Source organism: Bradyrhizobium sp. LB13.1 (genome assembly GCF_054056815.1).
The window spans coordinates 5,944,447-5,967,544 of the sequence record NZ_JBSRYQ010000001.1; the positions used below are offsets into that span (position 1 = coordinate 5,944,447).

General features: G+C 61.0%; 20 protein-coding genes and 3 pseudogenes. 8 read left to right on the top strand and 15 right to left on the bottom strand.

Annotation, left to right across the window (positions count from 1 at the left end):
• Window positions 1-9: 9 nt before the first annotated feature.
• Window positions 10-1,521, bottom strand: coding sequence for a lipopolysaccharide biosynthesis protein (locus ACVWYI_RS28865; protein WP_456663810.1), 1,512 nt, complete (start codon window positions 1,519-1,521; stop codon window positions 10-12).
• Between the two features lie 481 nt (window positions 1,522-2,002).
• Between ACVWYI_RS28865 and ACVWYI_RS28870 the strand changes: the two genes are divergently transcribed.
• The 3 genes from ACVWYI_RS28870 to ACVWYI_RS28880 are packed head-to-tail and all read left to right on the top strand — an operon-like array spanning window position 2,003 to window position 4,372.
• Entirely contained in the window at window positions 2,003-2,698 is a 696-nt protein-coding gene (locus ACVWYI_RS28870; protein WP_456663811.1) for an SDR family NAD(P)-dependent oxidoreductase, read from the top strand.
• Entirely contained in the window at window positions 2,695-3,417 is a 723-nt protein-coding gene (locus tag ACVWYI_RS28875; RefSeq protein ID WP_456663812.1) for a metallophosphoesterase family protein, read from the top strand. The genes ACVWYI_RS28870 and ACVWYI_RS28875 overlap by 4 nt, the downstream gene beginning before the upstream one ends.
• Window positions 3,418-3,427: 10 nt before the next feature.
• Window positions 3,428-4,372 carry an ATP-grasp domain-containing protein gene (locus ACVWYI_RS28880; RefSeq protein WP_456663813.1) on the top strand — a complete coding sequence of 315 codons (945 nt, stop codon included), beginning with the start codon at window positions 3,428-3,430 and terminating at the stop codon, window positions 4,370-4,372.
• A gap of 61 nt (window positions 4,373-4,433) precedes the next feature.
• Here the strand turns inward: ACVWYI_RS28880 and ACVWYI_RS28885 are convergent, their stop codons facing one another.
• The 6 genes and pseudogenes from ACVWYI_RS28885 to pseG form a co-directional block, all read right to left on the bottom strand.
• The gene (locus tag ACVWYI_RS28885) at window positions 4,434-5,321 is read right to left on the bottom strand and encodes a hypothetical protein (RefSeq protein WP_456663814.1); all 888 of its coding nucleotides are present in this window, start codon (window positions 5,319-5,321) and stop codon (window positions 4,434-4,436) included.
• A gap of 238 nt (window positions 5,322-5,559) precedes the next feature.
• Window positions 5,560-6,381, bottom strand: coding sequence for a class I SAM-dependent methyltransferase (locus ACVWYI_RS28890; protein ID WP_456663815.1), 822 nt, complete (start codon window positions 6,379-6,381; stop codon window positions 5,560-5,562).
• A 192-nt stretch (window positions 6,382-6,573) separates the two neighbouring features.
• The gene (locus ACVWYI_RS28895; protein ID WP_456663816.1) at window positions 6,574-7,974 is read right to left on the bottom strand and encodes a surface carbohydrate biosynthesis protein; all 1,401 of its coding nucleotides are present in this window, start codon (window positions 7,972-7,974) and stop codon (window positions 6,574-6,576) included.
• Window positions 7,967-9,080: pseudogene (gene pseI, locus ACVWYI_RS28900) on the bottom strand (pseudaminic acid synthase). Before pseI ends, ACVWYI_RS28895 begins: the two are co-directional and overlap by 8 nt.
• Window positions 9,081-9,322: 242 nt before the next feature.
• Window positions 9,323-9,637, bottom strand: a complete 315-nt coding sequence (locus tag ACVWYI_RS28905) for a hypothetical protein (RefSeq protein WP_456664641.1) — start codon at window positions 9,635-9,637, stop codon at window positions 9,323-9,325.
• A gap of 115 nt (window positions 9,638-9,752) precedes the next feature.
• A pseudogene (gene pseG / locus ACVWYI_RS28910) lies at window positions 9,753-10,418 on the bottom strand (UDP-2,4-diacetamido-2,4,6-trideoxy-beta-L-altropyranose hydrolase); the annotation flags it as partial.
• A gap of 153 nt (window positions 10,419-10,571) precedes the next feature.
• On the opposite strand from pseG, the gene ACVWYI_RS28915 reads away from it, so the two are divergent.
• The 5 genes from ACVWYI_RS28915 (at window position 10,572) to ACVWYI_RS28935 (ending at window position 15,324) form a co-directional block, all read left to right on the top strand.
• Entirely contained in the window at window positions 10,572-11,975 is a 1,404-nt protein-coding gene (locus ACVWYI_RS28915) for a capsular polysaccharide export protein, LipB/KpsS family (RefSeq protein ID WP_456663817.1), read from the top strand.
• A 12-nt stretch (window positions 11,976-11,987) separates the two neighbouring features.
• Window positions 11,988-12,737: a glycosyltransferase family 2 protein gene (locus tag ACVWYI_RS28920; protein WP_456663818.1), complete on the top strand. Its 750-nt coding sequence runs from the start codon at window positions 11,988-11,990 to the stop codon at window positions 12,735-12,737.
• Between the two features lie 158 nt (window positions 12,738-12,895).
• Window positions 12,896-13,858 (top strand): UDP-glucuronic acid decarboxylase family protein, encoded by a 963-nt coding sequence (locus tag ACVWYI_RS28925; RefSeq protein WP_456663819.1) that lies wholly within the window; start codon window positions 12,896-12,898, stop codon window positions 13,856-13,858.
• Window positions 13,859-13,891: 33 nt separating this feature from the next.
• Window positions 13,892-14,254 carry a hypothetical protein gene (locus tag ACVWYI_RS28930; RefSeq protein ID WP_456663820.1) on the top strand — a complete coding sequence of 121 codons (363 nt, stop codon included), beginning with the start codon at window positions 13,892-13,894 and terminating at the stop codon, window positions 14,252-14,254.
• Window positions 14,170-15,324, top strand: coding sequence for a hypothetical protein (locus tag ACVWYI_RS28935; RefSeq protein WP_456663821.1), 1,155 nt, complete (start codon window positions 14,170-14,172; stop codon window positions 15,322-15,324). Before ACVWYI_RS28930 ends, ACVWYI_RS28935 begins: the two co-directional genes overlap by 85 nt.
• Here the strand turns inward: ACVWYI_RS28935 and ACVWYI_RS28940 are convergent.
• The 8 genes and pseudogenes from ACVWYI_RS28940 to ACVWYI_RS28975 form a co-directional block, all read right to left on the bottom strand.
• Window positions 15,205-16,401, bottom strand: a complete 1,197-nt coding sequence (locus ACVWYI_RS28940) for a glycosyltransferase family 4 protein (protein WP_456663822.1) — start codon at window positions 16,399-16,401, stop codon at window positions 15,205-15,207. The genes ACVWYI_RS28935 and ACVWYI_RS28940 overlap by 120 nt on opposite strands.
• On the bottom strand, window positions 16,394-17,245 hold the full coding sequence (locus ACVWYI_RS28945; protein ID WP_456663823.1) for an NAD-dependent epimerase/dehydratase family protein: 852 nt from the start codon (window positions 17,243-17,245) through the stop codon (window positions 16,394-16,396). Before ACVWYI_RS28945 ends, ACVWYI_RS28940 begins: the two co-directional genes overlap by 8 nt.
• Window positions 17,172-17,327 (bottom strand): NAD-dependent epimerase/dehydratase family protein, encoded by a 156-nt coding sequence (locus ACVWYI_RS28950; RefSeq protein WP_456663824.1) that lies wholly within the window; start codon window positions 17,325-17,327, stop codon window positions 17,172-17,174. Before ACVWYI_RS28950 ends, ACVWYI_RS28945 begins: the two co-directional genes overlap by 74 nt.
• 78 nt (window positions 17,328-17,405) lie before the next feature.
• Window positions 17,406-18,026 (bottom strand): acyltransferase, encoded by a 621-nt coding sequence (locus ACVWYI_RS28955; protein WP_247443727.1) that lies wholly within the window; start codon window positions 18,024-18,026, stop codon window positions 17,406-17,408.
• Window positions 18,027-18,103: 77 nt separating this feature from the next.
• Window positions 18,104-19,192, bottom strand: a complete 1,089-nt coding sequence (locus tag ACVWYI_RS28960) for a glycosyltransferase family protein (RefSeq protein WP_456649189.1) — start codon at window positions 19,190-19,192, stop codon at window positions 18,104-18,106.
• 3 nt (window positions 19,193-19,195) lie between these two features.
• Window positions 19,196-20,686, bottom strand: coding sequence for an asparagine synthetase B family protein (locus ACVWYI_RS28965; protein ID WP_456663825.1), 1,491 nt, complete (start codon window positions 20,684-20,686; stop codon window positions 19,196-19,198).
• Between the two features lie 59 nt (window positions 20,687-20,745).
• A pseudogene (locus tag ACVWYI_RS28970) lies at window positions 20,746-21,036 on the bottom strand (asparagine synthase (glutamine-hydrolyzing)); the annotation flags it as partial.
• A 3-nt stretch (window positions 21,037-21,039) separates the two neighbouring features.
• Window positions 21,040-22,593: a lipopolysaccharide biosynthesis protein gene (locus ACVWYI_RS28975; RefSeq protein ID WP_456664586.1), complete on the bottom strand. Its 1,554-nt coding sequence runs from the start codon at window positions 22,591-22,593 to the stop codon at window positions 21,040-21,042.
• Between the last annotated feature and the right edge of the window lie 505 nt (window positions 22,594-23,098).

Sequence of the window (23,098 nt, forward strand, 5' to 3'; positions counted from 1 at the left end):
CCAAACCGCCTATTGCCGGTGGGTCATGGCTCTCGCAAGCGTACCGAACATCGCACGGTCACCGCGCGACAGGATCAGCTTGAAACTGAGAACCCACGCCGCGATGCACCCGACCCCTCCGACGAGAGCTAGACCAGGGAGACTCTCCGGAGCTGAATATGATCTGAAGCATGCTACGGCCGCCAGGATGATTGCCGCGACCATCGCCTGACGTCCCACTTGATCCCAAAACAGGGATTTCGGCAGTTCCATGAAAGACAGCATGTGGCGCGCGATGAGCGGCGCGAAGACCACAGCGGATATCGCCCACCCCAGGACGAAGGCTCGCTCTTGGAACCAGGCAAGACCTATTGCCGTCAAAACATATTGGAGGAGCACCTGCCAATAGAGGTACTGATTATTCATACTAACGAAATCCGGCCGCACCATCAATGCGGCTTGGCCCACACCGAGCATGGATGAAACAGCAGGAACCAATAGCGACATCGCAAGCCATGGCCCTTGGTCTGCGTGCTGCGGCCCCACCCATATTTTGAGTATGTCTTCCGAAAACAATGCCATGACAACCAGTGCCGGAATGATAACGGCGGCGGGAAGAATAAAGCCGTTTCGTCCAAGGATCTGCAATCGCCGGGTGTCGGTGAGCTCGTCGATTCGGGTCGAAAGCGGCAGGATGGCCGAGTACAGCGGCGCCATCGTGGTTTTGATGAACCGGGGCAGGCGCGTAATCAGATCGAATGCGCCGACCTCGGCCGGACCGTAGAGAATCCCGATAGCAAGCGGAGGCAACGTCTGCTGAAATGAACCCACGATCCGGCTGTTGAACATCAGCCAACAAAGACCCACGATATCGCGTCGGCAGTCAGCACTCCATGTGCTGAAGCGCAACGGCAGCCGACGCGCCGTAAGCAAGATGACGACCGCCAGCACAAGATACTTTGCGACGATCGTGGCCAGATAGGAATAAGCAAGCCATTCGAAGGCGCCGCCGTACCAGAAGACGGAATAAATGGAAACGACATAGGCCACGTTGCTTCCAACTTCAGTCAATCGCAACCACCCGTACTCCTCAAATCCTTTCAGCGCCCCCTCCGCCACGAGTCCCACAAAGGCAATCGGAAGCACCATCGCGGTTACGATCAGGATAGAAACGAAGGATTGAGTCTGATCCGGCGTGACTTTGAAGATTGCGGCAAGTGGCGTGGCAAACAGCCATATCGCCAGTCCGGCGATGATCCCCGTGACAGCGGAGATCACGGCGAGCAGCGATACTTTCTCGCTGGCCAACGTCCAGTCGCCCATCCTTCCCCGAACCACGGATTGCGTGGTGAGTTCGGAAACTCCCAGGTCAATCAGCGCTAGAAATCCAGTGGGCAGGAAAGCTCGCACGAGCACGATCAGGCCAAGTACCGCCAAGCCATAGGACCGCGCAATCAGACCGACGGCAAACAACCCCAGGACACCGGCAAGACCAAAGGCGATTGCCGAGATTGTCGTGTTTCGAAGGAATCTCCGCAGCACTCTCAGTTCGCCTCGGTGGGCGGCAGCCTCGCGCTGCCAACAGCAAGAAAGCCTGACGGGCCGGCAATGCGGTAGGCGCCGGCGGTGTTATGCAGGAATTTCCAAGGCACGGATCAGTTCGCCTCGCCAGCCTGTTATTCATGACGGGCAGCTAGCATAGCCCAGAGTCAGGCACCGTTTAGCACCATTGCCGGCGATAAGCAGGCAATGATCGAGCTTTCTCCAATTGCTATCGCTCCAAGAGTTTGTGGAATTTCGGTCCGGGGCCGACTCACTTGCTCAGCAAGATGCGGTATTTTAATACCTCAAGAACGGTCACACGGTGGTGGGGGCGACTCTTACGCCGAAGCCGACATAGCCAAGAGATGTAATTCTGGCATGGGGCTAACGACGAGTGTTCCATACGGTAGTGCCGCAACCGGCCATTCCAAAGCGGCTCTTGTCGACAGGATACCGAGGAATGTGCGAAAGGACGGTCGGCATGGAGCAACAGCGCGCGATCATCATCACCGGCGCCTCACGCGGACTCGGCTTTGAGCTGCTTGACCTACTTATTGCGGCCGACGCACGACCGATCGCGTTAGGCCGGCGTCTCGATCCGCGCCACGAGGCGGCCGCAGCCAGGAACGCCTGTATTTTCGTGCCTGCCGATTTTTCCGCTTTGCCGAACCTGGATCAAATCGACCTCGCCAGCACTTTGCCGCAAACCGCCAATGAGATCGTCCTGATCAGCAATGCCGGGGTTGTTGAGCCAATCGGCACGCTCGGCGTCATCGATGCCGCGTCGCTTGTCACGGCGTTCGCGGTCAATGCTCTGGCTCCAGCGATCCTAGCCCGCAAGCTTCTCGCGACCGCCGACGCGCAAAGGACGCGGTTGCGCATTCTCAACATCAGCACGGGAGCAGCGCGCCGCCCGCTGCCGGGACTTGCCGCTTACTGCGCCAGCAAGGCCGCAGCCGCGATGATCTTTGATTGCCTAACCGAAGAGCGACCCGACGTCGTTATCGAGCATATTGATCCGGGCGTTCTCGACACTGACATGCAAAGCATGCTGCGCGGTACTGACGATCCAGCTTTACCGGTACGGCAAATGTTTGTGAAGTTTGAGACCGAGGGTAAACTTCAACATCCTCGCGATGTTGCCCGCGATATCCTCACGCGAGCCGGGTTACTATGAAGATTGCCGTGCTCGCCGATATCCATGGCAATGCCGGCGCTCTAGGTGCGACCCTCGTCGAGGCACGCAAGAGCGGCGTTGAGCATCTGATCGTGCTCGGTGATATCATCGGCTATTACTATGCCGCCCGCGAAGTGCTTGAACAATTGAGGGAGTGGCCCTTCGTTGCGATCCGAGGCAACCATGAGCGGTTGCTCGCTGAAGCCCTCAAGAGTGAAAAATCCATGCAAGGTTATCGCGAACGGTATGGCAGCGCGTTGGACCTAGCGGGGGCAACGCTTAAGCCGCAAGACATCAATTGGCTGATCAGTCTGCCCGACCGGGCAAGCGTTCAGCTCGGCGGAATTGCGCTGGAGCTGTGCCATGGCTCGCCACGCGATCCTGACGAGTACGTCTATCCCGACGCGAACGCTGCGACGCTGGAAGCTTGCCGAGTAGCTGGGGCCGACTTCGTGCTGATGGGACACACTCACTATCCCATGCTTGTCGCCGGAGAGCGCTCTCTACTCCTCAATCCCGGCTCGGTGGGTCAGGCACGTGACCGCGGAGGATTTGCTTGCTGGTGCCGCATCGATACTGACACACGCGCCGTGGTCCTGGATCGTACCCCCTATGACACGCGTCCACTCGTTGAAGAAGCACGACGGCGGGACCGCCATCTCCCCTACCTCGCGGATGTACTCGAACGAGGCAATCCCACGGCCGCTGGGGCAGACTGAGGACCGCGAGATGATTTACGAAACCATGCTGATAACCGGATGCGGCGGCGATATCGCGTTGGCGCTGGCCCGTATTGCGCGAGAAGCCGGCGCAGTCCGCCGACTGATCGGTTGCGATATCCATGCTGATCATGCAGGAGCCGCCTTCTTTGACGTGTGCGAACTGCTGCCACGCGCAAATGAGGGTTCCTACCTCGAAGGGCTCGAACGAATCGTTTCAGCGCACGGCGTGGACGTGATCGTACCTATGTCGGAAGCGGAGATCGCAGTCTTACTCGCCGCCGGACACCTGGGTACTTTCGCCGGAGTACCGGTCCTAGCTGCAAACAAGCTCGCCGTCGAGACGGGCCTCGATAAGTATGCGACGTACAATCGACTTGCTGCGCACGAACTTGGGGTGCCGTGGACCCGTATCGTCGGGGAGGCGCCGCCACTAGCCTTGCCGTGCATCCTCAAGCGTCGGCGTGGCCAGGGCAGCAAAGATTTGCGTCTGGTCAACACCGAGGAGGAAGTCGAGATCGCCAGGCTGACGCGGGCTGGCGACTTGTGGCAGGAGTTGTTGTTGCCCGACGATCAGGAATACACCTGCGGCCTGTACCGGAGCCGTACCGGAGAAAACCGCATGATCGTGCTCCGCCGTCGGTTGCAGGGCGGACTAACTGGCGCAGCCGTGGTTGCCGATAGCGCACCATTCAGCTCGCTCCTGCATGGAATAGCAGACGCGCTTGAACTCAATGGTTCGATTAACGTGCAATTGCGACTGACCGCCGACGGCCCAAAGGTGTTTGAGATCAATCCACGCTTTTCGAGTACGGTACGCTTCCGTGACAAGCTAGGCTTTCACGACTTCGTCTGGTCGTTGCTAGAGTCACGTGGGCTTCCCATCGGAGACTATCGTGCGCCGTCTCCCGGCATACGGATGTATCGCAGCGCCGATGAAGTTATCATCGGCTGAATTCGCGGCATTCTGGATCGATTCGCGATCCCTTGCTGCGCATCCGCAGCCAGTCGCCACCTCAGAGGCCCATCACCAGCTTTTCCAGCGGCGACGTCTCGGGCGTAGCCAAAAATGGTCGCGGCCTCTCGAAAGGGTACATGATCGGGAACGCGAAGAAAGTGGCAGTGTAAAGCAGACGCCCGTGCCCCGGCCCCATACGGCTCCCCATGTGAAGGCATTTCGCCGTGTCCACCATGAAGGACGTCAGACGAGGCGCCTTCATCACCTTGATGTCTTCGCGCGGCACCTTTTGAAAAATTCGCTCGTCCGGGAAATGGCTACCCAGCAGCGGATAACCGAACTTGTCTGTCGATTGACGCGGCAAGAATGTGAACGGTCCGTCGCCATCCGTCTCGACATCGGTCAAATAGCTGAACAGCTTGATCACGCGGACGTCGTCGTGGTCGCGGTGCCACAGCTGGGAAGACTGGAGCTCTTCGCCCGTGTGACGGGAATAGGATAGCAGCACATAATCGAGCCACGGAATTTCGCCCAATGCCGCGGCAATGACGTTGATGACCGGAGGTTGCAGCGCATAGCGGACAAAGACGTTGTCGGCGCTCAGGCGACCGTCCTTCATCTCGGCATCCAGCAGACGGACCCAGAACTTCTTCCAGGTCGACGTTTGCTTGTCTTGCGCGGCTTCGATGTTGTCGAGCCTAGTTCGCCCCGCCTCGGCGAATTCAACCTGAACGGACGGATCCATCAATTCGGTGACGATCGCGTATCCATCACGATTGAGATCGTCGGCCTTCGCACGTTCCGCCGCCGCAGAGACGTTCAGAAGCTTCAATTGACGGCGGCGCTCGCGCTTTTCATTGAGATGCAAGGCGCTGTAACCGGTTTTCACCGCGTAACGCAGCGGCGAGCGGTTCACATGCCAGATTACCCGCGACACCAAACCCATCTTCGGACATCCTCTGCGTCAACGACGCGGGCTGTGGCCCGAGCGTCTGCACCCCCGGTGCAGGGGGATCCTTTAGCAAAATCAACCCATCCGAGCAAGGAAGACGCTCTGATGGCGCGGCGGAACGGGTGAGAGGTCCGGATCGGCCGACCAACGCGCCTGTCGGCAATGATCAAGCGGCTATTGCCGCAGAGCAGACGCATGGAACCATCACGCACGCGGACTACCACCCGCCCGTTCACCGTCGAACCACGATGCAGATATCTCTGCCCAATCCCGCCATGAATATCGACCTGAACAATGCGAGCCTGGCGTCAATTTCGACGCCACACGCATAACGAAAGAACTTTCGTCGCAATGAATGCGCCGAGGAACCAAGTTTTCTATCGTTGTAGTAGTTGAACGCCTCTTCCATCAGAAGATGGTCAATGGGGTAGTCGCCGAAGCAGTCAACGACGGATAAGCCGTTACGCCTACCGAGTTCGGGAAGCGTTTTCGTCGTGAAGTAGTGCAGATGTACCGGCGGCACGAAGATGGGAAGCTCTTCCTTGCTGGCATCGCCAAATATGGTCGAATGAAGCTTCGAGAAATCGTTTGGAACTTCGATAATCACCAACCCTCCGGGAGACAGGTAGGACGCAATGCGCGTCATGATGCTGTCCGGATCGATGACGTGCTCGATGACGTTCTTGCAATAAACCAGGTCAAACGTAGCGCCTTCGAAATGACGCCGAGATCCGATGTCGCCGGCGACGAAATGGCCAGGATCGCCGTCGATCAGATCGCGATTTTGCCGTTCAATGCCGACCAGAGAGTGGTCCACACCAAAGACGTCGAAGCCCCGTCGCTGCGCCGACTTCAGGAAGAACCCCTCCCCGCACCCGAGATCAATCGCAGTTCCCTTGGTAACGCCGTGGGCCGCTGAGAAATCGAGTGCGACGTTTGCTCGATCGTCGAAATAGTCGAGCTCCGCTCGATCATACGCCTTCTTATATTGCCCGGTCGGGTCTTGATAATAGGATTCGCGATAGTGTTTCTCGATCTCCTCGATGGTGGGCATTGGCTCGGCTGAGTGACCATACAAGGAGGGAACGCATCGATATTTCCGCATTGGCTACTCGTGAAAGGATCGAGGGACATCAGGCTGTGAATTGAAGCGATCCGGATTCGTCGAGGTGAAGCATCCGCGCTATCCAATTGGCAAACTTCGGGTGCTCGGAGCGGCGCCGCATCTCCTTGTGAGAAAGAGCGATCAACTGGATTCCGTCAATTGCAGGCTAGCGCCGCTCACAACCCTAGCCATCCGGCGCGTGTCACCGACGACCCTGCGGACGGAAAATCGTCGGCCATCCACGGAAGCAGCATCTATCCTGCCTAGTACGGCGCCGACCATGTCCACCGCGAACGTCTTGCCCAGACGGCGACGCTCGATCTCCGGCGAGCCAAAGCGGCGACGCAGAGCCGAGCTTGCCTTGTATCCAAGCACGGTACGGGCCATGGCGACTGCACGGCCGCGGGACGAAGGTCGCGGCAAGGTGCCGGAACGCGCATTGCCACGGGCCGTCTCGATCGTCGCGAGTATGACATCGGAAACGCGGATCGAGCTTGCGCCGTCGATGGCCGTAAAGAGATCTCTGATGATCTCGCGGCGGAATTGCGCGGTTTCCTCGGCAACCAAGGGCAACCGCCTTTCCATCGCCTCCTTGACCAGCGCAATCAGATCGGATTCCGACGCGACCGGACGGCTGACTTGCGCGGCTGCCTGAACACGCAAGGAAGGCGTGTTGAACCACTCCATGCTCAGCGGCTCCACATTCAGCATTGTCGCTTCAATCGCCGTCGAACAATTCTGGTGGATCAGCAGGCGCGCCCCATTGATCCACTCGATCGACGTACCTTCCTGCCGCACCTCGAAATTCGGGAGGTCTGCCAATGCATCGTAGGACTTGATGTTCTCGAACGGGTGCGGGCGCAGCACGAAATGGACGTCGGGAAAATGCCTGGCGAGCTTCATCGACATCGCGAGCGTCGATTGATAAGCGTGCTTGGCTTCGATGATGACCTGATTTGCGTAGTCCCTGGAGTAACCAGCATTGACGATGGTCTCTATCTCATCACCCGGACCGTTTGAGAAACGCGGATTGACGCTCGGAAAATTCGTGTTGAGGAGCACATAGTCCGCACCGACCGATGGCTTGGACAGTGCCGCGCGCCAGGGTCCCGCACAAAAATCGTACCGCGGACACCCGGTCGCATGCAGGATATGCGCGGGTACCGTCCCGTGCTTGAGGAAGGCATCCCGCTGCGCTTGTCCCCACACACAATAAACGTCGACCAGATCAGTACAACCCGCGCTTTTGACCAGCGCGGCAAACTGATCGGCATTGTTGCCGCCAATCCCCTCTGTATCCAGCACGCCGACCAGTATACCTTCCTGCTTGTACCGCTTGATCAGGTCGGCATTGTTCGGTCGCGTGTAATTCAAGAGCACTAGATCGGGTTGCAGCGCCGGAACGTCGAATCCCTGCTCGTACATGGGAACGAGCGTGACTTTCACGCCTCGCGTCGCAAGCTCCCGCCCGAGCAGAACCAACCCTTCGAGGTCACGAAGCGGATTGTCGACGATCAGGCAGACATGCGGCTGGTCAGGCACGGGCGTTCCTCGACGCGGACTGTCGGGACTTCGCAACCGTATCGTCGAGCGACGTCAGAAGGTCCCAGCTCATCGGCGTGCCCTTGCGCACGGCCCGGCCGACACATTTGCCGATCAGGGTCGAGAAATATTTTGGCGGCAGTCCGAGGCCGGGGCGGATGATCCGCAGGTTCTGCTCTGTCAGGACATCCCCAGCCGCGAGGTCCTCGGCCACGTAGAGCGAGCGGCGGAAAACCCGCGAGTCCTTTTCCTTCCCGGTCAGACCGTAATGGACTTCGCCGAGCGCCATCCACGCGCGCTCAGTCTCGACCACCAGCGAGGCCATTTCGGCGGGCTCCATGGAAAAGGACGAGTCCACCCCGCCATCGGCGCGCGCGAGCGTAAAATGCTTCTCGATCACGCTGGCGCCAAGTGCCACGCTGGCCACGCTGGCTCCGATGCCGAAGGTGTGGTCGGACAACCCGATCTCGCAATCGAACATGTCGCGCAAATGCGGAATGGTCAGAAGATTCGTGTCGGAGGGAGTCGCCGGATAGGTGCTGGTGCATTTGAGAAGAACCAGATCCTGGCAACCGGCGTCCCGCGCGGTCCGCACGGCCTCGTCGATCTCGGCCACCGTCGCCATGCCGGTCGATATGATCATCGGCTTGCCGGTCGAGGCGACCTTGCGGATCAACGGCAGGTCGGTGTTCTCGAACGACGCGATCTTTGAAGCAGGGCACACCGAGCTCTTCGAGGAAATCCACAGCGGTCGCATCGAATGGCGACGAGAACGGGATCATTCCGAGGGCGCGGGCACGCTCGAAGATCGGCTTGTGCCATTCCCAGGGCGTGTAGGCCTGCTGGTAAAGCTTGTGCAGCGAATGGCCCTTCCAAAGGCTGTTCGGATCATCGATGAAGAATTCGCCCTGGTCGATATCGAGCGTCATGGTGTCGGCGGTGTAGGTCTGCAGCTTCAGCGCGTGCGCGCCGGTCTTCGCTGCAGCGTCGACGATGGCCAGCGCCCGGTCGAGCGATTGATTGTGATTGCCCGACATTTCCGCAATGATGAACGGCTTGTGCGACCGGCCGATCGAGCGCCCCGCAATCAAGATCGTGTCCGCCATCGATTGCTCCTAACGCTCACGAATCGCGGTGCGATTCCATCCGTCTATTCGGCAAGGTCCTTGGTCCTGGATACCTTGCGGTCGATTCATTCCATGCCGAAAGCCAATCCGGCATCGTCTTTGGTCGCCGATCTTCCCAAAACGTGGCATCGCGAACCATCCCAAAGCACCCCCGCCATAGGCGTGGACCGCTGATTAGTCAACCGAGGGGATGGTTCCTGTGCTTGCTTCCCATTGTAAAGTCAGCAGAAAACGGCTCGGCGGACACGCTCCGCGCCATCGCCGTCTACGAGGGCCAGTGCGGTTTCGCTCATCCGCCGCACCTGCCCCGCATCGCACAACAGCGAATGCAGAGCCTGTGCGATCCTCTCCTCAGTCACTGATGCAGCTGCACCGAGATGCACAAGCGCTCCGGTTGCCGCGAGGGCCGTGAGTACGCCGACCTGGTTCTCGGCAATGCCGATCGCCACAGTCGGCAGACCGAGGCAGCAGCGCTCCCAGCTCATCACACCACCCGCACCGATCGCAAGATTCGCGCGCGCCATCAGCTCGGCCATGTTCTCTGCACCGTGATGCAATGCGGCCCCCTTCATCTCCCGGCACTGGCCGCGCCACGAGATCGGCGTTCGGATGGCCCCGCCCGATCACGACGTCAACGGCGAGCGTGGCAAATGACAGACGGCTGACCGCGCCCAGCGCTTTCCCGGTTTCGTTCGAGGGATCGGTGCCACCGAAACAGATCAGGAGACGATTGACCGCCCCGCTGCGCGCGGCGAGCGATCGGCGCAGCCGTGAGAAATCCGGGCGGAGCAGGGCGTAGCGCGGGCCAAGCAGGTATCGGCAGGTCCCTGGCACAAGGGGCTGATAGCGCGTCTCCATTCCCAGAACGAGATTCTGGTCGAGCAGGAAAGCGCAATCATGGGGGCGGTTGGCCAGATCGTCGATCGCGAGAATGCACAAACCTGGACGCCGCAGGGCGCGCTCCCACCTTGCGTCGAGACCGTAGTGATCGACGATCAGCCAGTCAGCTTCGCCAACACCGTGGATCGCTTCCCGCGTCTGTTCCGAATCCTGCTGCCAGCGCACCGGCAACCAGTTCGCGTAGGGACTGTCTGCCGGATCACGCCGACGGTTCCCGGATTCCGGGTCTGCCAGCAGGACCAGCTGGTGTCCAGCCGCCTCAACCAGGCCAGAGAAAGCAGCCGACTTCGCGCGCATGATGAAGACCGCCCTGGCTCCATTGGCGGCGAGGTTGTTTGCAAGGGTTATGCATCGGGTCAGATGCCCGATGCCCATCTCGACCGAAGCGTCGACACGAATGACAACCCGCCGTTCCATGGTGCCTGTTCAGAAGTGCCGTAGATTTTCAGGGATAGGAGCCGCGGTGATCGAAATGCCCGGCCCTCCCCGGGACCGGCGGAACGCCCGGTTTTTCACGCGAAACCCTCACTTGAGCTATCGCCTGACATTCTATATTGCGTCGCCGTAGCAATGCAATGTTCTGCAGAAACCTTCCTGATCACCACGCTCGCGGAATACCAGACCCGGTTCTGGATTCCGGTCGCGCAGCGGTTGCGCACGGCCGGCCATGATGTCGAGTTGCTCGCCTTCGACGATCGCAGCGCTGAGATTTCGGTCGTTGCAGGCGTGCCGGTCACGAACATGTATCGCGAGGGCCTCAAGGCCGGCCCTGCCCCCTACGACCGCGAGGCATTCGACGCGCGTGTTGCTGCCTACGGACTGGACGGAACCAATTTCCTGTTCAGCCACGAGCGTTTCACTTTCGGTATCCGCGACACGACCGCGCTGCACCGGCGCTTCATGATCTATGCCGACGCCATGGAGGCGCTGCTCGACCGGCTGGAAGCACAAGGCACGCGCGCCGAGCTGGTCCAGGAGCTTGGCGGTTTTCTCTCCGTCATCGCGAGCTTCTACGCCGCCAGGCGCCGTAACATCCGCAACTGGTTCATCGAGCCATCATTCTTCCGCGGCCGGATGTATTTTACGCCCGACAGCCTCGCAGCTCCCGACGTGATGTCGACGCCCGCAGACACGGTGTCATCAGAGGTGCGCGCCTATCTCGACGACACGCTGACGCAGCGTGCGATCGTCATCCCCAAGAAGGACCAGCATCATTATTCGGCGGCCTTCAAGAAGGTCGTCAACCTGCGCAATGCCAATCGTCTTGCCGAAAAACTCTGGGACCAGTTCGCACTCGGCAAGCACCAGGAGTTCGGGCACAATCTGCGCCACGCGCGTGTTCATGCGGCAATGGCACTCAACGCGGCGCGGCTGCGCAAGCTCTATCGCCCGCTTCCCGAAACGCCCTTCGTCTACTATCCCTTCCACGTTCCGGCCGACATGGCGCTGACGCTGCGCTCGCCGGATTATCTCGACCAGGTCGCGACCGTCGACTTCCTGCTGCGCACGATCCCGGATTCGCATGTGCTCGTGGTCAAGGAACATCCCGCCCAGATCGGCGCGATCGCGGCTTCGCGGCTGTTCGAGCTCGCGCGCCGGTTCGACAATTTCGTGCTGCTGCCGCCGCAGACCAACAATTACACCGTGCTCAATCGCGCCGATGCCGTGATCTCCGTCAACAGCAAGTCGGGCGCCGAAGCGCTGCTGCTCGGCAAGCCGGTCGTGGTGATGGGCGATGCCTTCTACCGCTCCTGCCCATTGGTGTATGCGGTCGACCGCCTGGCCGATGTGCCGGCCCGGCTGCGCGAAGCGCTCTCCGCCGGGCCATTCGATCCGGCCAGGGGGGCGCCCTATTTCGAGTCTGCCTGGCGCCGGTCTTATCCGGGCGAGCTTTATATCGGCGATCCCAAGCTGCTCGACACGTTTGCGGCCTCCTTGCGCGCGGCAATCACCGAGCCCGCCGACACGAACTGAACGGGACCCATCATGCCGCTCGTCTCGATCATCACACCGTCCTGGAACGTCGAAGGCCTGATCGAGGAGACGATCCGCTCGGTGCAGGACCAAACCTTCGCCGATTGGGAACTCTTAATCGCCGACGACTGCTCGATCGACGGGACGCCGGCGATCATCGCGGCAATCGGCGAGCGCGATCCCCGCGTCAAGCTGATCCGGCAGGCCAAGAATGGCGGCCCGGCGCTCGCCCGCCAGGCCTCGATTGATGCCGCGCAGGGCCGCTATCTCGCCTTCCTCGACAGCGACGATCTGTGGCTGCCGGCGAAGCTCGAGCGACAGCTCGCCTTCGCCCGGGAGAAGCGGGCCGCCCTCAGCTACACCGCGTTCCGCCGCATCGACGAGAACAACACGATCACCGGACGGCTGATCGAGGTGCCTGCCTCGCTCACCTATGGCCAGCTCCTGGAGAACACCGCGATCGCGACGCTGACCGCGCTGGTCGACCGCGAGATCGCCGGTCCCATCCTGATGAAGAACGAGGGCTACGACGATTTTTGCCTGTGGCTCTCGATCCTCAAGCGCGGCCATACCGCATACGGCCTCAACGAGGACCTTGCGCGCTACCGCGTCAGGGGCTCCTCGGTCTCCAGCCGCCCCGCGCGCTCCGCCAAATGGGTCTGGCAGATCTACCGCAATGTCGAACAGCTCTCCCTGATCCGATCGGCCTGGTCCTTTGCCCATTGGGGTGCGCGCGCCTGGCTGAAACGGCGGGAATTCTAGCTTCCCGGCGCCCTGCCGAGGGCACCTGCAAAAAATATCGAAAACAACCCCATGCACAGTACAGGTATTTAAATACCATTGACTAAGCCATTTGGCTATTGGCGAGTCCGCCCGTTGCCGATACCACTCAGCGCGCTCTGCCGCGAACTGGAACCATCATGCCATTTGAAAGCTACAAGAACAGCCGCATCCTCGTCACCGGAGGCGCCGGCTTCATCGGATCGCACCTCTGCGAGCGGCTGCTCGATACGGGGGCCGAGGTGGTCTCCGTCGACAATTACTTCACCGGCAGCCGGCGCAACATCGCCCATCTGATCGCCAATCCGCTGTTCGAGGCTGTCCGGCACGACGTCACCTTCCCGCTCTACATCGAGGTCGACGCGATCTTCAACCTGGCCTGCCCGGCCTCGCCGATCCACTACCAGCGCGACCCCGTGCAGACCACCAAGACCTCGGTGCACGGCGCGATCAACATGCTCGGCCTCGCCAAGCGGCTCAAGGCGCGCATCTTCCAGGCCTCCACCAGCGAGGTCTATGGCGATCCGCTGATCCATCCCCAGACCGAAGACTATTGGGGCAACGTCAACCCGATCGGCATCCGCTCCTGCTACGACGAAGGCAAGCGCTGCGCCGAAACGCTGTTCTTCGACTATTGGCGCCAGCACGCCCTGCCGATCAAGGTCGCGCGCATCTTCAACACCTACGGCCCGCGCATGCAGCCCAATGACGGGCGCGTGGTGTCGTCCTTCATCGTCCAGGCGCTCAAGGGCGAGCCGATCACCGTGTTCGGCGACGGTGGGCAGACCCGCTCGTTCTGCTATGTCGACGATCTCGTCGAGGCCATCATGCGGCTGATGGCAACCGGCGAGGACATCACCGGACCGATCAACATTGGCAACAACTCGGAGTTCACCATCCGCGAACTCGCCGAGAAGGTGATCAAGCTCACCCGTTCGCGCTCGAAACTGATTTTCCAGCCGCTGCCGCAGGACGATCCGCGCCAGCGCCAGCCGGACCTCACCAAGGCAAGGGCGGCGCTGGACTGGGAGCCGAAGGTCGCGCTCGAGGACGGGCTGAAGGAGACGATCGCCTATTTCAAGCGTACGCTCGAACTGGCTTGATCAATCTCCCTCACACGCAGGCAATGATCCGCAATGAGCCCGTCCTCCGGCATCCTGTGCGAGATGCGGTCACGGCTGGAATCCAAGCCCGGCTTGGCGATTTTGGCGACGCTGCAAAGCGCCATCACCTGCCTGTCACTGATCCAGGTCGCCAATTATCAGTCCTACATGCCCTTCGACCACGATCGGATGTGGATCGCGGTCGCCATTGCGCTTGCCTTCTCCGCCGTTTCAATGCTGTTCGCATTTGCCCGTTTCAGTTTCGGCTATTTCGTCGGTTTCTATTTCTATACGATGATCCTCGGATTCCTGTGGATCAACGTTTCTTCTCGAAATACAACTACGACCACCGGCTCGCCGGCATCTCGGCGGCGGTGTCGCTGGTGCTCTTTCTGATGCCCACGCTGTTCGTCACGGCCCCGGTCAGGCAGCTCCTGATCCTTTCTGAGGACCGTTTCGAACGACTGTTGAATCTGGCGTTGATCGCCTCCGCGGCCGTAATCGCGACCGCCGCGACCTACAACTTCCGACTGGTCTCGATCGGCCACATCTACGACTTTCGGGGCGAGATCGCGTTTCCGGGACCGCTCCGCTACCTGGTCGGCATTTTCTCCAGCGCGTTACTGCCGTTCTTATTCGCATGCTACTGGCTGCTCGGATATCGCTGGCGCGCCGCGCTCGTCCTCGTCCTGCTCTTGCTGTTTTACCCCATCACATTGACCAAGTTTGCCTTCTTGACCCCGGCCTGGCTGATGGTCCTCGTCGTTCTGTCGCGCTTGGTAGAGGCGAGGTCCTCCGTCATCCTGTCGATCCTGGTCCCGATGCTCGTCGGCATTGTCGCGATCGTCCTCACCCACACCGACCTCGGGAGCCCTGTGGGCAGGTATTTCGACCTGGTCAACATCCGCATGATCGCGACGCCGTCGAGCGCGCTCGATATCTACAACGAGTATTTCTCATCTCATCCGCTCACCCTTTTCTGCCAGATCTCCTTGCTAAAAACGGTGACGCATTGCCCTTACCAGGATCAGTTGTCGGTCGTGATACAGAACACGTACGGGTTCGGCATGATCAACGCATCCCTGTTCGCGACGGAGGGTGTCGCATCGGTCGGGCTTTATTTTGCGCCGCTGGCGGCACTTGCATCGGGTTTCATCCTGGCTCTGGGCAACCGTGCCTCGACAGGACTGCCGCATCGCTTCGTGCTGATATCCACCGGCATACTACCGCACGTTCTGCTCAATACGCCGCTCACGGTCGCCATGGTTACCCACGGCACCGCGCTCCTCTTCCTGCTCTGGTACGTGGTGCCGCGAAGCATCTTTGCGCGGGCCCGGTATCGCCGATTAGCGGACTCTCGACGTTTGCATCACGTCCGATGTCAGTCGGACGAAATCTGCAACGAACACCTTCACGCGCTCCTCGAGGTTCGGCGACAAATCTCGCATGGTCGCAGGACCGGCTGATTGTGCGACCTGCGACAGGTGATCGGTCAAGGCTTCCGGATCGCGGATGCCGAAATATCGCGCGCGGCCCTCGGTCTGCTCGCGATGGACATCGATGTCGGACAGGATCATCGGGACACCAAACGACTTGGCTTCTTCGACAGTCGTGCTCCACCCCTCGCACTCCGAAGGATTGATGAGAGCCATCGATGCGCGCAGGAGAGCGTAGACGTGATCCAGAGGAATCATTCCGAGATGCTTGAAGTTCATCTCGAGACCACGCGACCTGACCACACTCATGGTCCTCTCGAAAAGACCAGTTTCACGGAAGTCCCGCGTATTTCCGGAGGCCGCGACGACGACGTCGAGCCCTCGGCTTTTCAGCAGATCGAGCGCATCGACCACGATCTGGTGATTCTTGTGCCGCCAGAACTGGTTTGGCAGGTAGAAATACCGTGACGGAAGACCGTACTGCGCAATCACGTCGGACGGCGGCGTGGCGAGCAGACTGGCGGGCGGCTCGGTCGCAAACCGGACGACCGAGACGCCGTTCGAATTGCCGGGATAGAATCTCTTGAGATCGCCGAGCGCGGTGGCGCTGCTCAACATGATGTGCCGGCCCGATGCGATCTGAACCCGAAAGCCGAGATCACGCCGCCAATATGCACTCCTGGAGAACAGATGCGGGAGCAGGCGGTGCTGAAAATCCGGGAACCAGGCGACCACCGGCAACGGCAGGCGCCAGCCAAAGAAGCGCGCGGATTCGAACACCATGTCGATCTTGCTGGCCGTGAACGCGGCGACGGCAGGTGCGTCCAAACCAAAGACGATCGCGCGGGCGAGGTCCGTCGTGCGGGCAAGACCTGTCGCGGCGTGATCGAACACCGGCGAGCGCACGACCTCAACGCCGGGAATGCCGGCCAAAATTGCGATCTCCTCGGGATCGTCCGCCGTTCCGGCAAACAGCACGGGTACCACAGTCCCCGGAGAATGCCGATGGAGCACCTCGAACAGATTGCGTTGATAGTTATAGCCACCCGCCCATAGCCGACGTGGGATGTTGGTGAACGCAATCCGCAGCGACGTACGCTCAGGCACGAGTTTGGCTCCTGAACCATTCGACGTAGTCGGCCAGACCACGCTCCAGCGGGATACGCCAATCGAAATTCATGTCGCGCACGCGGCCGTTGTCCGCCAGCAAGCTCGTCGGGTCCCCTGGCCGCGCGACGCCGGAAAAGCGCGCGACCGTTTTGCTGTCCCAATGCCTGATCAGTCCCTCGGCAATATCGGCCACGCTCACGCCGCGCCCCGAACCGCCATTGATCACGCCAAAATCGTCCTGCCACTCCGCCTCCGCGACGCGCGCCAGCAAGCGAACGACGTCGCGAACGTCAGTCCAATCCCTTATCTCGGCGCCCGTCCCTCCGAGATTGAGCGTTTCGACCTCGCTCCGCAGCCGAGAGCAGATATCCCAGAGCAGTTGCTTGCGAAGGTGGGGACCGTAGACAGAGAACAGTCGCACGACCATGCAGTGAATGCCGAAGCTCTGGACGTAGCTTTGACACAGCTGTTCCATCACCAGCTTGTGGTGTCCGTAGGGCGACATCGGCAGAAGCGCTGCGCTCTCGGGGATCGGACCGGTGTGATCGGCGCCGTAGACCGCGGCGCTCGACACCACGATCAGCCGGCTGCTGGGTGCAAAACTTCGAAGCCATTCGAGCAGACGCGCCGTGCTCGTCACGGTCCGCGAAAAATCCTCGAGTGGGCGCGCAATCGACAGCCCGACCGACGACCCGCCGGCCAGATGGAAGACGTCCGACGGCAGGCCGTGCAAGGCGGCGAGTGCATTCAGATTGGCCGCGTCGACCTCACCATTGATCCAGCTTCTGCAAGCCGAGAGCGTGCGCATCGGCCGGATCGAGCGCACCGTGACCAACGCCATGGACCACACGCCCGGCGCCCGCCAGCTCGCGAACGAGATGACGTCCGATGAATCCGTTCCCACCGGTAACCCACGTGGACATTATGCTACCTTGGGTACTGCCAACGAGACGCTCGCTTGGCTCGCAAGCAAACTGCTATCGGTATTGCCATATGCTCCCTCATCGCTCGCCCGGCGACAATTCCCTGACGATGGTCGCAGGATTACCTGCTACGATGGAATATGCCGGAACATCCTTGGTGACCACAGCACCCGCGGCGACAATCCCACCCTCACCAATGGTCACGCCTCGCATAACCATGGCGCAAGCACCGATCCACGCATCATCGCAAATCTTGATCGGACGATCGTCAAGAGAAAGCTGCCTTGGGTGACCGGTAGAGAAAATCTGCTTCGCCTGTTCGTGCCGCTCAGAGGCACGGATCGGATGCGAGAGATTGTCGAATATATTGACGGAATGCGAGATCAAGACACGATTTCCGATGTCGATCGACGCACCTGACCAAATACGCGTGCCGACCCCAACATAGCACCACTCTCCGATAGTGATTTGACCGCCGTGACCGAGGATCATCAGTTCACCCCTGACGTGAGAATGGCTGCCAATGACAATCCTTTCGCTTTTGCCAAGCGCATTCCTGATCCGCGCGCTATGGGCCAAGAAAGCATCTCGTTCCAAGCGGCAAGTCGCCCGTCCGACTAGACGCTGGACGATATAGTGTAAGTTGAAGCCATCGATGGCGTGCGCAAACCGGCGCACAAGCGTGGAGAGGCTGGACATCAGCCTATCCTCTCACATAGCAAAATCCAACGTGCACGGATTTTCAATTGAACACCTCCAACGGAGCGGCTGCGCGGTCAGAGGCGCCCCACGAGCTCGCCGAATAGCTTCCACTGCATGTCCTTATGGTAAATGTCCCGGATGCGAGCTCGACCTAGCGCTGCGATCTCGGCCGATCTGCGCCAGTCCTGCAGACTGTGTGAAATGACCTCGACCGCCCGTTCCGGTGTATCGTAGGTTTCGATGGTCACCCCCTCCTGCATACCATCGATATATCTTCCCGCGTCGGACACGAGCAATGCACCACACCCCATTGACTCGAAGCAACGCATATTACCACGGTCTTCGCCTGCCATGTCGATCGAGCCATTAAGCGCGATCTTAGACGAGCCAATCAGCTCGTAGAGATCTCTCCCGAATACCGGCGGCCGAGCGATAGCTGCGATTGCTTCGGGACGTCTGTGCTGCTGCAGGGGCAGCAATCGCCCGATTGCACTCTCGGCGAGCCTGGTCAAGCGCGATGCGTCAAGACAAAATACGACACCATGACTGCCCGATAGGCTCGCGACTCGCTCAAGCGTCTTCGCACGCTCACGATGATGTCGTGAATAACCGCCGACGAAGACGACGTCGATCGGACGGTCTCCGTGGCCATACTCGTCCATCACCGGATCATGCGCCGGGTAAAATACCTCGGCCCGGCATCCCTTGCGGCGCCACATGTCGAGCATCGAGGGAAAGTTTGCAAGCACGGCGCCGTAGGACGTAAAGTCAGCATTTCCCGATGGCGCGCCACGCCAGCACAACGTCTTCTTGACGCAGCCCGGCAGCTTGGCAACGAAAGCGCTCGGGTAGCGCACGGGATCGAGATTGTAGAACACCTCGGTGGCGTGATGCTCGATTTGCGCGAGCAGGATGGCCTCGAGCGTCGGCTCGCCCGACATGCCCTGCTCGCGCGCCCAGCGGCGCTGCAGGATCTCGTCGTCCCCGTTGGTGAAGAAGGCGTCCGGCGAACCGTCGAGCACCGGTTGAAGGAAATGCGACGCACCGAAACGATCGTTGAGAAAAACCCGGCGTCGCTCTTCGAAGCTGACGGCCTTTGCCGCGAGCTGGTTCAACCGCGGCAGGTAGGATGGATAGAAACAGCTATTCTGGAACAGACGCATTGCTTATACGTACCTCGCCAACATCCATTTCATATTCAGATACGGCCAGATCCGCCCGACCGACTCCCAATCCCAGGACTTCGACGCAGTCAAGCGGCTGACGGCCGCGCGCAGACTCGCTTCATCCACCAGTTCCGCAAACGCCGGCACGCTCCTGTCCAGCAGGTCGGCCGTCCAGCCGGCCAGCGGTCCGTTCAACCATTCCGGCATCGGTGAATTGAAGCCGACCTTGCGGCGCGCGGTGCGAATGGACTCCGGCATCAAATTGGCCATCGCCCGCCGGGCAACAGCCTTGGTATAGCCGTCTGACGACTTGCTGCTCTCGGGAAGCGCCATCGTGTAGGTCACCAGCCGCCAATCCATGAAGGGCATGCGGACTTCGACGCCGTGCGCCATCGAAAGGCGGTCGAAGTTGCGCAGGATAGTGGGCAGCACCGTGCTGTGAAACATCCGATAGAGGCGCTTGTTCAAGCCACCCCATTCACGCGGCAGCACATCGTCCTCCGCTGTCAGCGGGAGCGGGGCGGGAAGATTGCGCAGGCCACCGCGCAGAAAATAAAAGCCCTTCCGCTTGAGGGCCACCGCGCGCAGGACGTCCACGCAGCGCCGGGCCAGCTTCGAACGCGAAGCGAGGTCCTCTGCCGCGTTCCGTATTCGAAATGCGCGCGCTTGTCCTTCCTGCAAATAGCCGCCCATCAACTCGTCCGCCCCGTGGCCGTCGAGTGACACCGCCACGCTGTTTTTGGTCAATTGCCGATAGAGCAGCCAAATGGCGCTGGGCAGCGCGATATAGACGTCATCGAGATCGTCGAGAATCTGATCGAGGTCCGTCAGCGCATCGGCCTGTCCGATTTCAAGAAAAGTAGGCGCGACATTGGCCCAGGCGGCGGCCTCCTCGGCCATCGGCCTCTCGTCATTCAAGGCGCCGGGGAACGTCGCAACAAAGGCGTGACGCCATGCCGTGCTGTCGCGCGGCCCCATGCCTTCCTTCTCATGCGCCGCCATGGTGCAAATCACCGCCGACGAATCGAAGCCTCCGGACAGGCATGTTCCGATCGGCACATCACTACGCATGCGCAGGGCCACGGCATCCTGGAACAGCTCGCGAAAGCGCGCGACACGCTCGGCTTCGGTCGTTGGCACGGGCGGCAGATGATCCACGGTCCGCCACCAACGCCTGACATTGACCTTACCCTGGCGAAGCCACATGCAGTGGCCGCCCTGCAGGCGGCGAACCTGCCGAAACAGGGTCCGCTCGCTTGCCTCGATCCCGAAGGCGTCGAGCAACAGCCGGCGTGCCACCTCCATGTCAACTGACGCATCGATCAGTCCACTCCGCACCAGCGCCCGCTGCTCGGAGGCGAAGATGAATCGTTCCGGCGACGCGGAATAGAGCAGCGGCTTGATGCCGAAGCGGTCGCGCGCAAGAAATAGTTCGCGGGTGCTGTTGTCGAAGATCGCGAGAGCCCACATGCCGTTGAAGCGGGGCAGCATGTCTCTTCCCGCCAGGCCTGCCAGGCGGCCAGGATCACTTCGGTATCGGATTGGCTACGGAACACCGCGCCCTGCGCCTCGAGCTCGCGGCGAAGCTCGAGGAAATTGTAGATCTCACCGTTGAACACGATCATGTGGCGGCCGTCCGCAGACAGCATGGGCTGATAGCCGCCGTCGCCGGGATCGATGATGGCCAGGCGGCGGTGGCCGAATGCGAGGCTTCGGTCTGCGCTGAACCAGGTCCCCTCGCCGAACGGACCGCGATGCGCGATCAGGCTGGTCAGCCGCGAGATGTCGGCCGGTTCGACCGCGTTGCCACCTAGATTTACGATGCCTGCGATCCCGCACATGTCCTATACAACCTTGACGGGCAAGAAGCGAGTGACGATGGAGCGAATGTCTTGCCAGCAGGCCCTTCGATACGGACCCAATTGCGACGCGGCAACCGCAATCACGAAGATGGTCGCGGCCGTCAGCGACGAGACGGCTCCCACCGACCACCAGGACGGCGCGAGGTGGAATGGCGCGCGGTCGAGACCGTATCGCACCGCCAGCGCCGTCGAGATCCCGATAGCAAGCGGCATCAGCACGCAATGCACGATGCGCGACCACATGCCGGCCAGGTCAAAACTGCGGCGCAACAGGAAGACAATGGTCGCCATCTGCGCGATCATTCCGGCACATGCGCTCCAGCCAGCCGCCTGCCATCCGAAGCGTGGCAATGCGACCGCGCTGGTCAGGAGTGTGACGACACCCGTGACCAAGGCGATGAACGCGTTAGAGCGCGACCGCCCGTGCGCCAGCAAGTAAAAGCCGAAGACGTTCGCGCTCGATCCGAGGATCCCGGCAATCGACAGCACGACGAGAACCCGTGCAGCCTCGGCCGCGACCTCGGCGCCGGTCCAGACATACAGCAGCGGGCCAGCCACAGGGATCAACCCGCCCAGGGCACTTGCGGCCAGGACGTTGAGAATCCACGACGATCGAAACAGCAGATCGACCTTGCGGTCCTCGCTCTCCCCTTGCAGCGTGCTGAAGAAGGGAAACAGAATCTCGCCGATCTTCAGGATACCGATATAGGTCGCCTCCTGCAGGCGCTGCGCAACGCCATAAAAACCGACGAACTGCGGTTGCAGCAGCGCGCCGAGCAGATATCGATCGGCTTGCCCTGCAAGTAGCGCACCGCCCTGTGCGGCAACTTGCCATCCGCCGAACTGAACCAGCCTGCCGAGTGCCTCGCGATGCAGTGCTGGCGGCGCCAGCCATTTGCGCATTTGGCCACTCGACCAAGCCAGGGCCAGCAGCAGGCCGATTGCCAATCCCAACGCCTGGCAACCCAGGAACGTCGATGCGTATGGCGCGGCGGGGATCAGGAGGAGCATCGAAAGAGTCGAAACCACGGTACTGACGATGCCGATCGAGGCGATCCGGCGATAGTCCTGCCGCGCGGTGAACAACGAAATGAAGACCGCCAGGACACACTGGCACAACCAGCCGACACCGGCCAGCGCGAAGGCCAGTGCGAGATCGTCGGCGGCCGAACCGGCCAGATGAAATCCGAGACGCGCAAGCGGAGCCCCGGCAACCAGAAGGAAAATGGCGATCGGTCCGCCCGCGCCGATCGCGAGCATGACCGCGGTCGCGAACAGGCGTCGCGCATCGTCGCGGTCGGATGGCGCCAGTCGCTGTGCAAGCTCGCGCGACGTCGACAGGCCGAGCGCGTTGCTGAACACCAGTGCTGGCGCAATGCATGAGGTGACCAGACCCGCGACCCCGAATGCAGCGAGTCCGAGGTGAGTGATCACGAAAGGCAGGATGGCCAGGTTGAGCACCACGGCCACCAGGAAAGCCATCGCATTCCACGCGGAATTCCCCAGCAGATCGGGCGGTGTTTTTCTCAACGTCATGCCAGCCACGCGGCTATCACCTCACCAAGCCTTTGCCCCGCGCCGATCAGGGGCCCCCTAGGCATCGCGAATTCGGGCTAGCAGTCAGTTCACGGAATGTCGATAGCCGGTGGGGACCGCAGCCGGCCCGGCTGGGTCGGACCCGTTGGACCGTTCTTTCAGGGTTCAACCCGAGGCTTGCCGGGACAGATTGCGGACGTTTGCGGGGCGAGCTCGGAAAGGCCCGCTCAAAGTCCGTCCGACTCGCCGTTTCTTCGGCGTCGAACGCGGCACGAAAGGCGAAGACGGCTCGGCCGGGCCCGGCATCGTCGACCTGCCACCGGCATCCGTGGGGGGCCACCGGGTGCGGCTGCCGGCCGCTGGAGCGCCAGCACCTCTGCACTCGCCTTGCTCGAGCGTAACCTCGCGCGGCTGCACCGAGGTCAGCAACCAGCCGCCGAGCGATTCGCCCTGCCGCTTAGCAAATCTGTGTGCGGAAATCGAACGTAAGCGGCGTTTTGGCCGC

Bases quoted from the DNA above. Each gene is read 5' to 3' on its own strand.
- ACVWYI_RS28870 (WP_456663811.1), top strand. From the start codon at position 2,003: ATGGAGCAACAGCGCGCGATCATCATCACCGGCGCCTCACGCGGACTC.
- ACVWYI_RS28875 (WP_456663812.1), top strand. From the start codon at position 2,695: ATGAAGATTGCCGTGCTCGCCGATATCCATGGCAATGCCGGCGCTCTA.
- ACVWYI_RS28880 (WP_456663813.1), top strand. From the start codon at position 3,428: ATGATTTACGAAACCATGCTGATAACCGGATGCGGCGGCGATATCGCG.
- ACVWYI_RS28885 (WP_456663814.1), bottom strand. From the start codon at position 5,321: ATGGGTTTGGTGTCGCGGGTAATCTGGCATGTGAACCGCTCGCCGCTG.
- ACVWYI_RS28890 (WP_456663815.1), bottom strand. From the start codon at position 6,381: ATGCCCACCATCGAGGAGATCGAGAAACACTATCGCGAATCCTATTAT.
- ACVWYI_RS28905 (WP_456664641.1), bottom strand. From the start codon at position 9,637: ATGGCCGAGCTGATGGCGCGCGCGAATCTTGCGATCGGTGCGGGTGGT.
- ACVWYI_RS28915 (WP_456663817.1), top strand. From the start codon at position 10,572: ATGCAATGTTCTGCAGAAACCTTCCTGATCACCACGCTCGCGGAATAC.
- ACVWYI_RS28920 (WP_456663818.1), top strand. From the start codon at position 11,988: ATGCCGCTCGTCTCGATCATCACACCGTCCTGGAACGTCGAAGGCCTG.
- ACVWYI_RS28925 (WP_456663819.1), top strand. From the start codon at position 12,896: ATGCCATTTGAAAGCTACAAGAACAGCCGCATCCTCGTCACCGGAGGC.
- ACVWYI_RS28930 (WP_456663820.1), top strand. From the start codon at position 13,892: ATGAGCCCGTCCTCCGGCATCCTGTGCGAGATGCGGTCACGGCTGGAA.
- ACVWYI_RS28945 (WP_456663823.1), bottom strand. From the start codon at position 17,245: ATGGCGTTGGTCACGGTGCGCTCGATCCGGCCGATGCGCACGCTCTCG.
- ACVWYI_RS28950 (WP_456663824.1), bottom strand. From the start codon at position 17,327: ATGTCCACGTGGGTTACCGGTGGGAACGGATTCATCGGACGTCATCTC.
- ACVWYI_RS28955 (WP_247443727.1), bottom strand. From the start codon at position 18,026: ATGTCCAGCCTCTCCACGCTTGTGCGCCGGTTTGCGCACGCCATCGAT.
- ACVWYI_RS28960 (WP_456649189.1), bottom strand. From the start codon at position 19,192: ATGCGTCTGTTCCAGAATAGCTGTTTCTATCCATCCTACCTGCCGCGG.
- ACVWYI_RS28965 (WP_456663825.1), bottom strand. From the start codon at position 20,686: ATGCTGCCCCGCTTCAACGGCATGTGGGCTCTCGCGATCTTCGACAAC.
- ACVWYI_RS28975 (WP_456664586.1), bottom strand. From the start codon at position 22,593: ATGACGTTGAGAAAAACACCGCCCGATCTGCTGGGGAATTCCGCGTGG.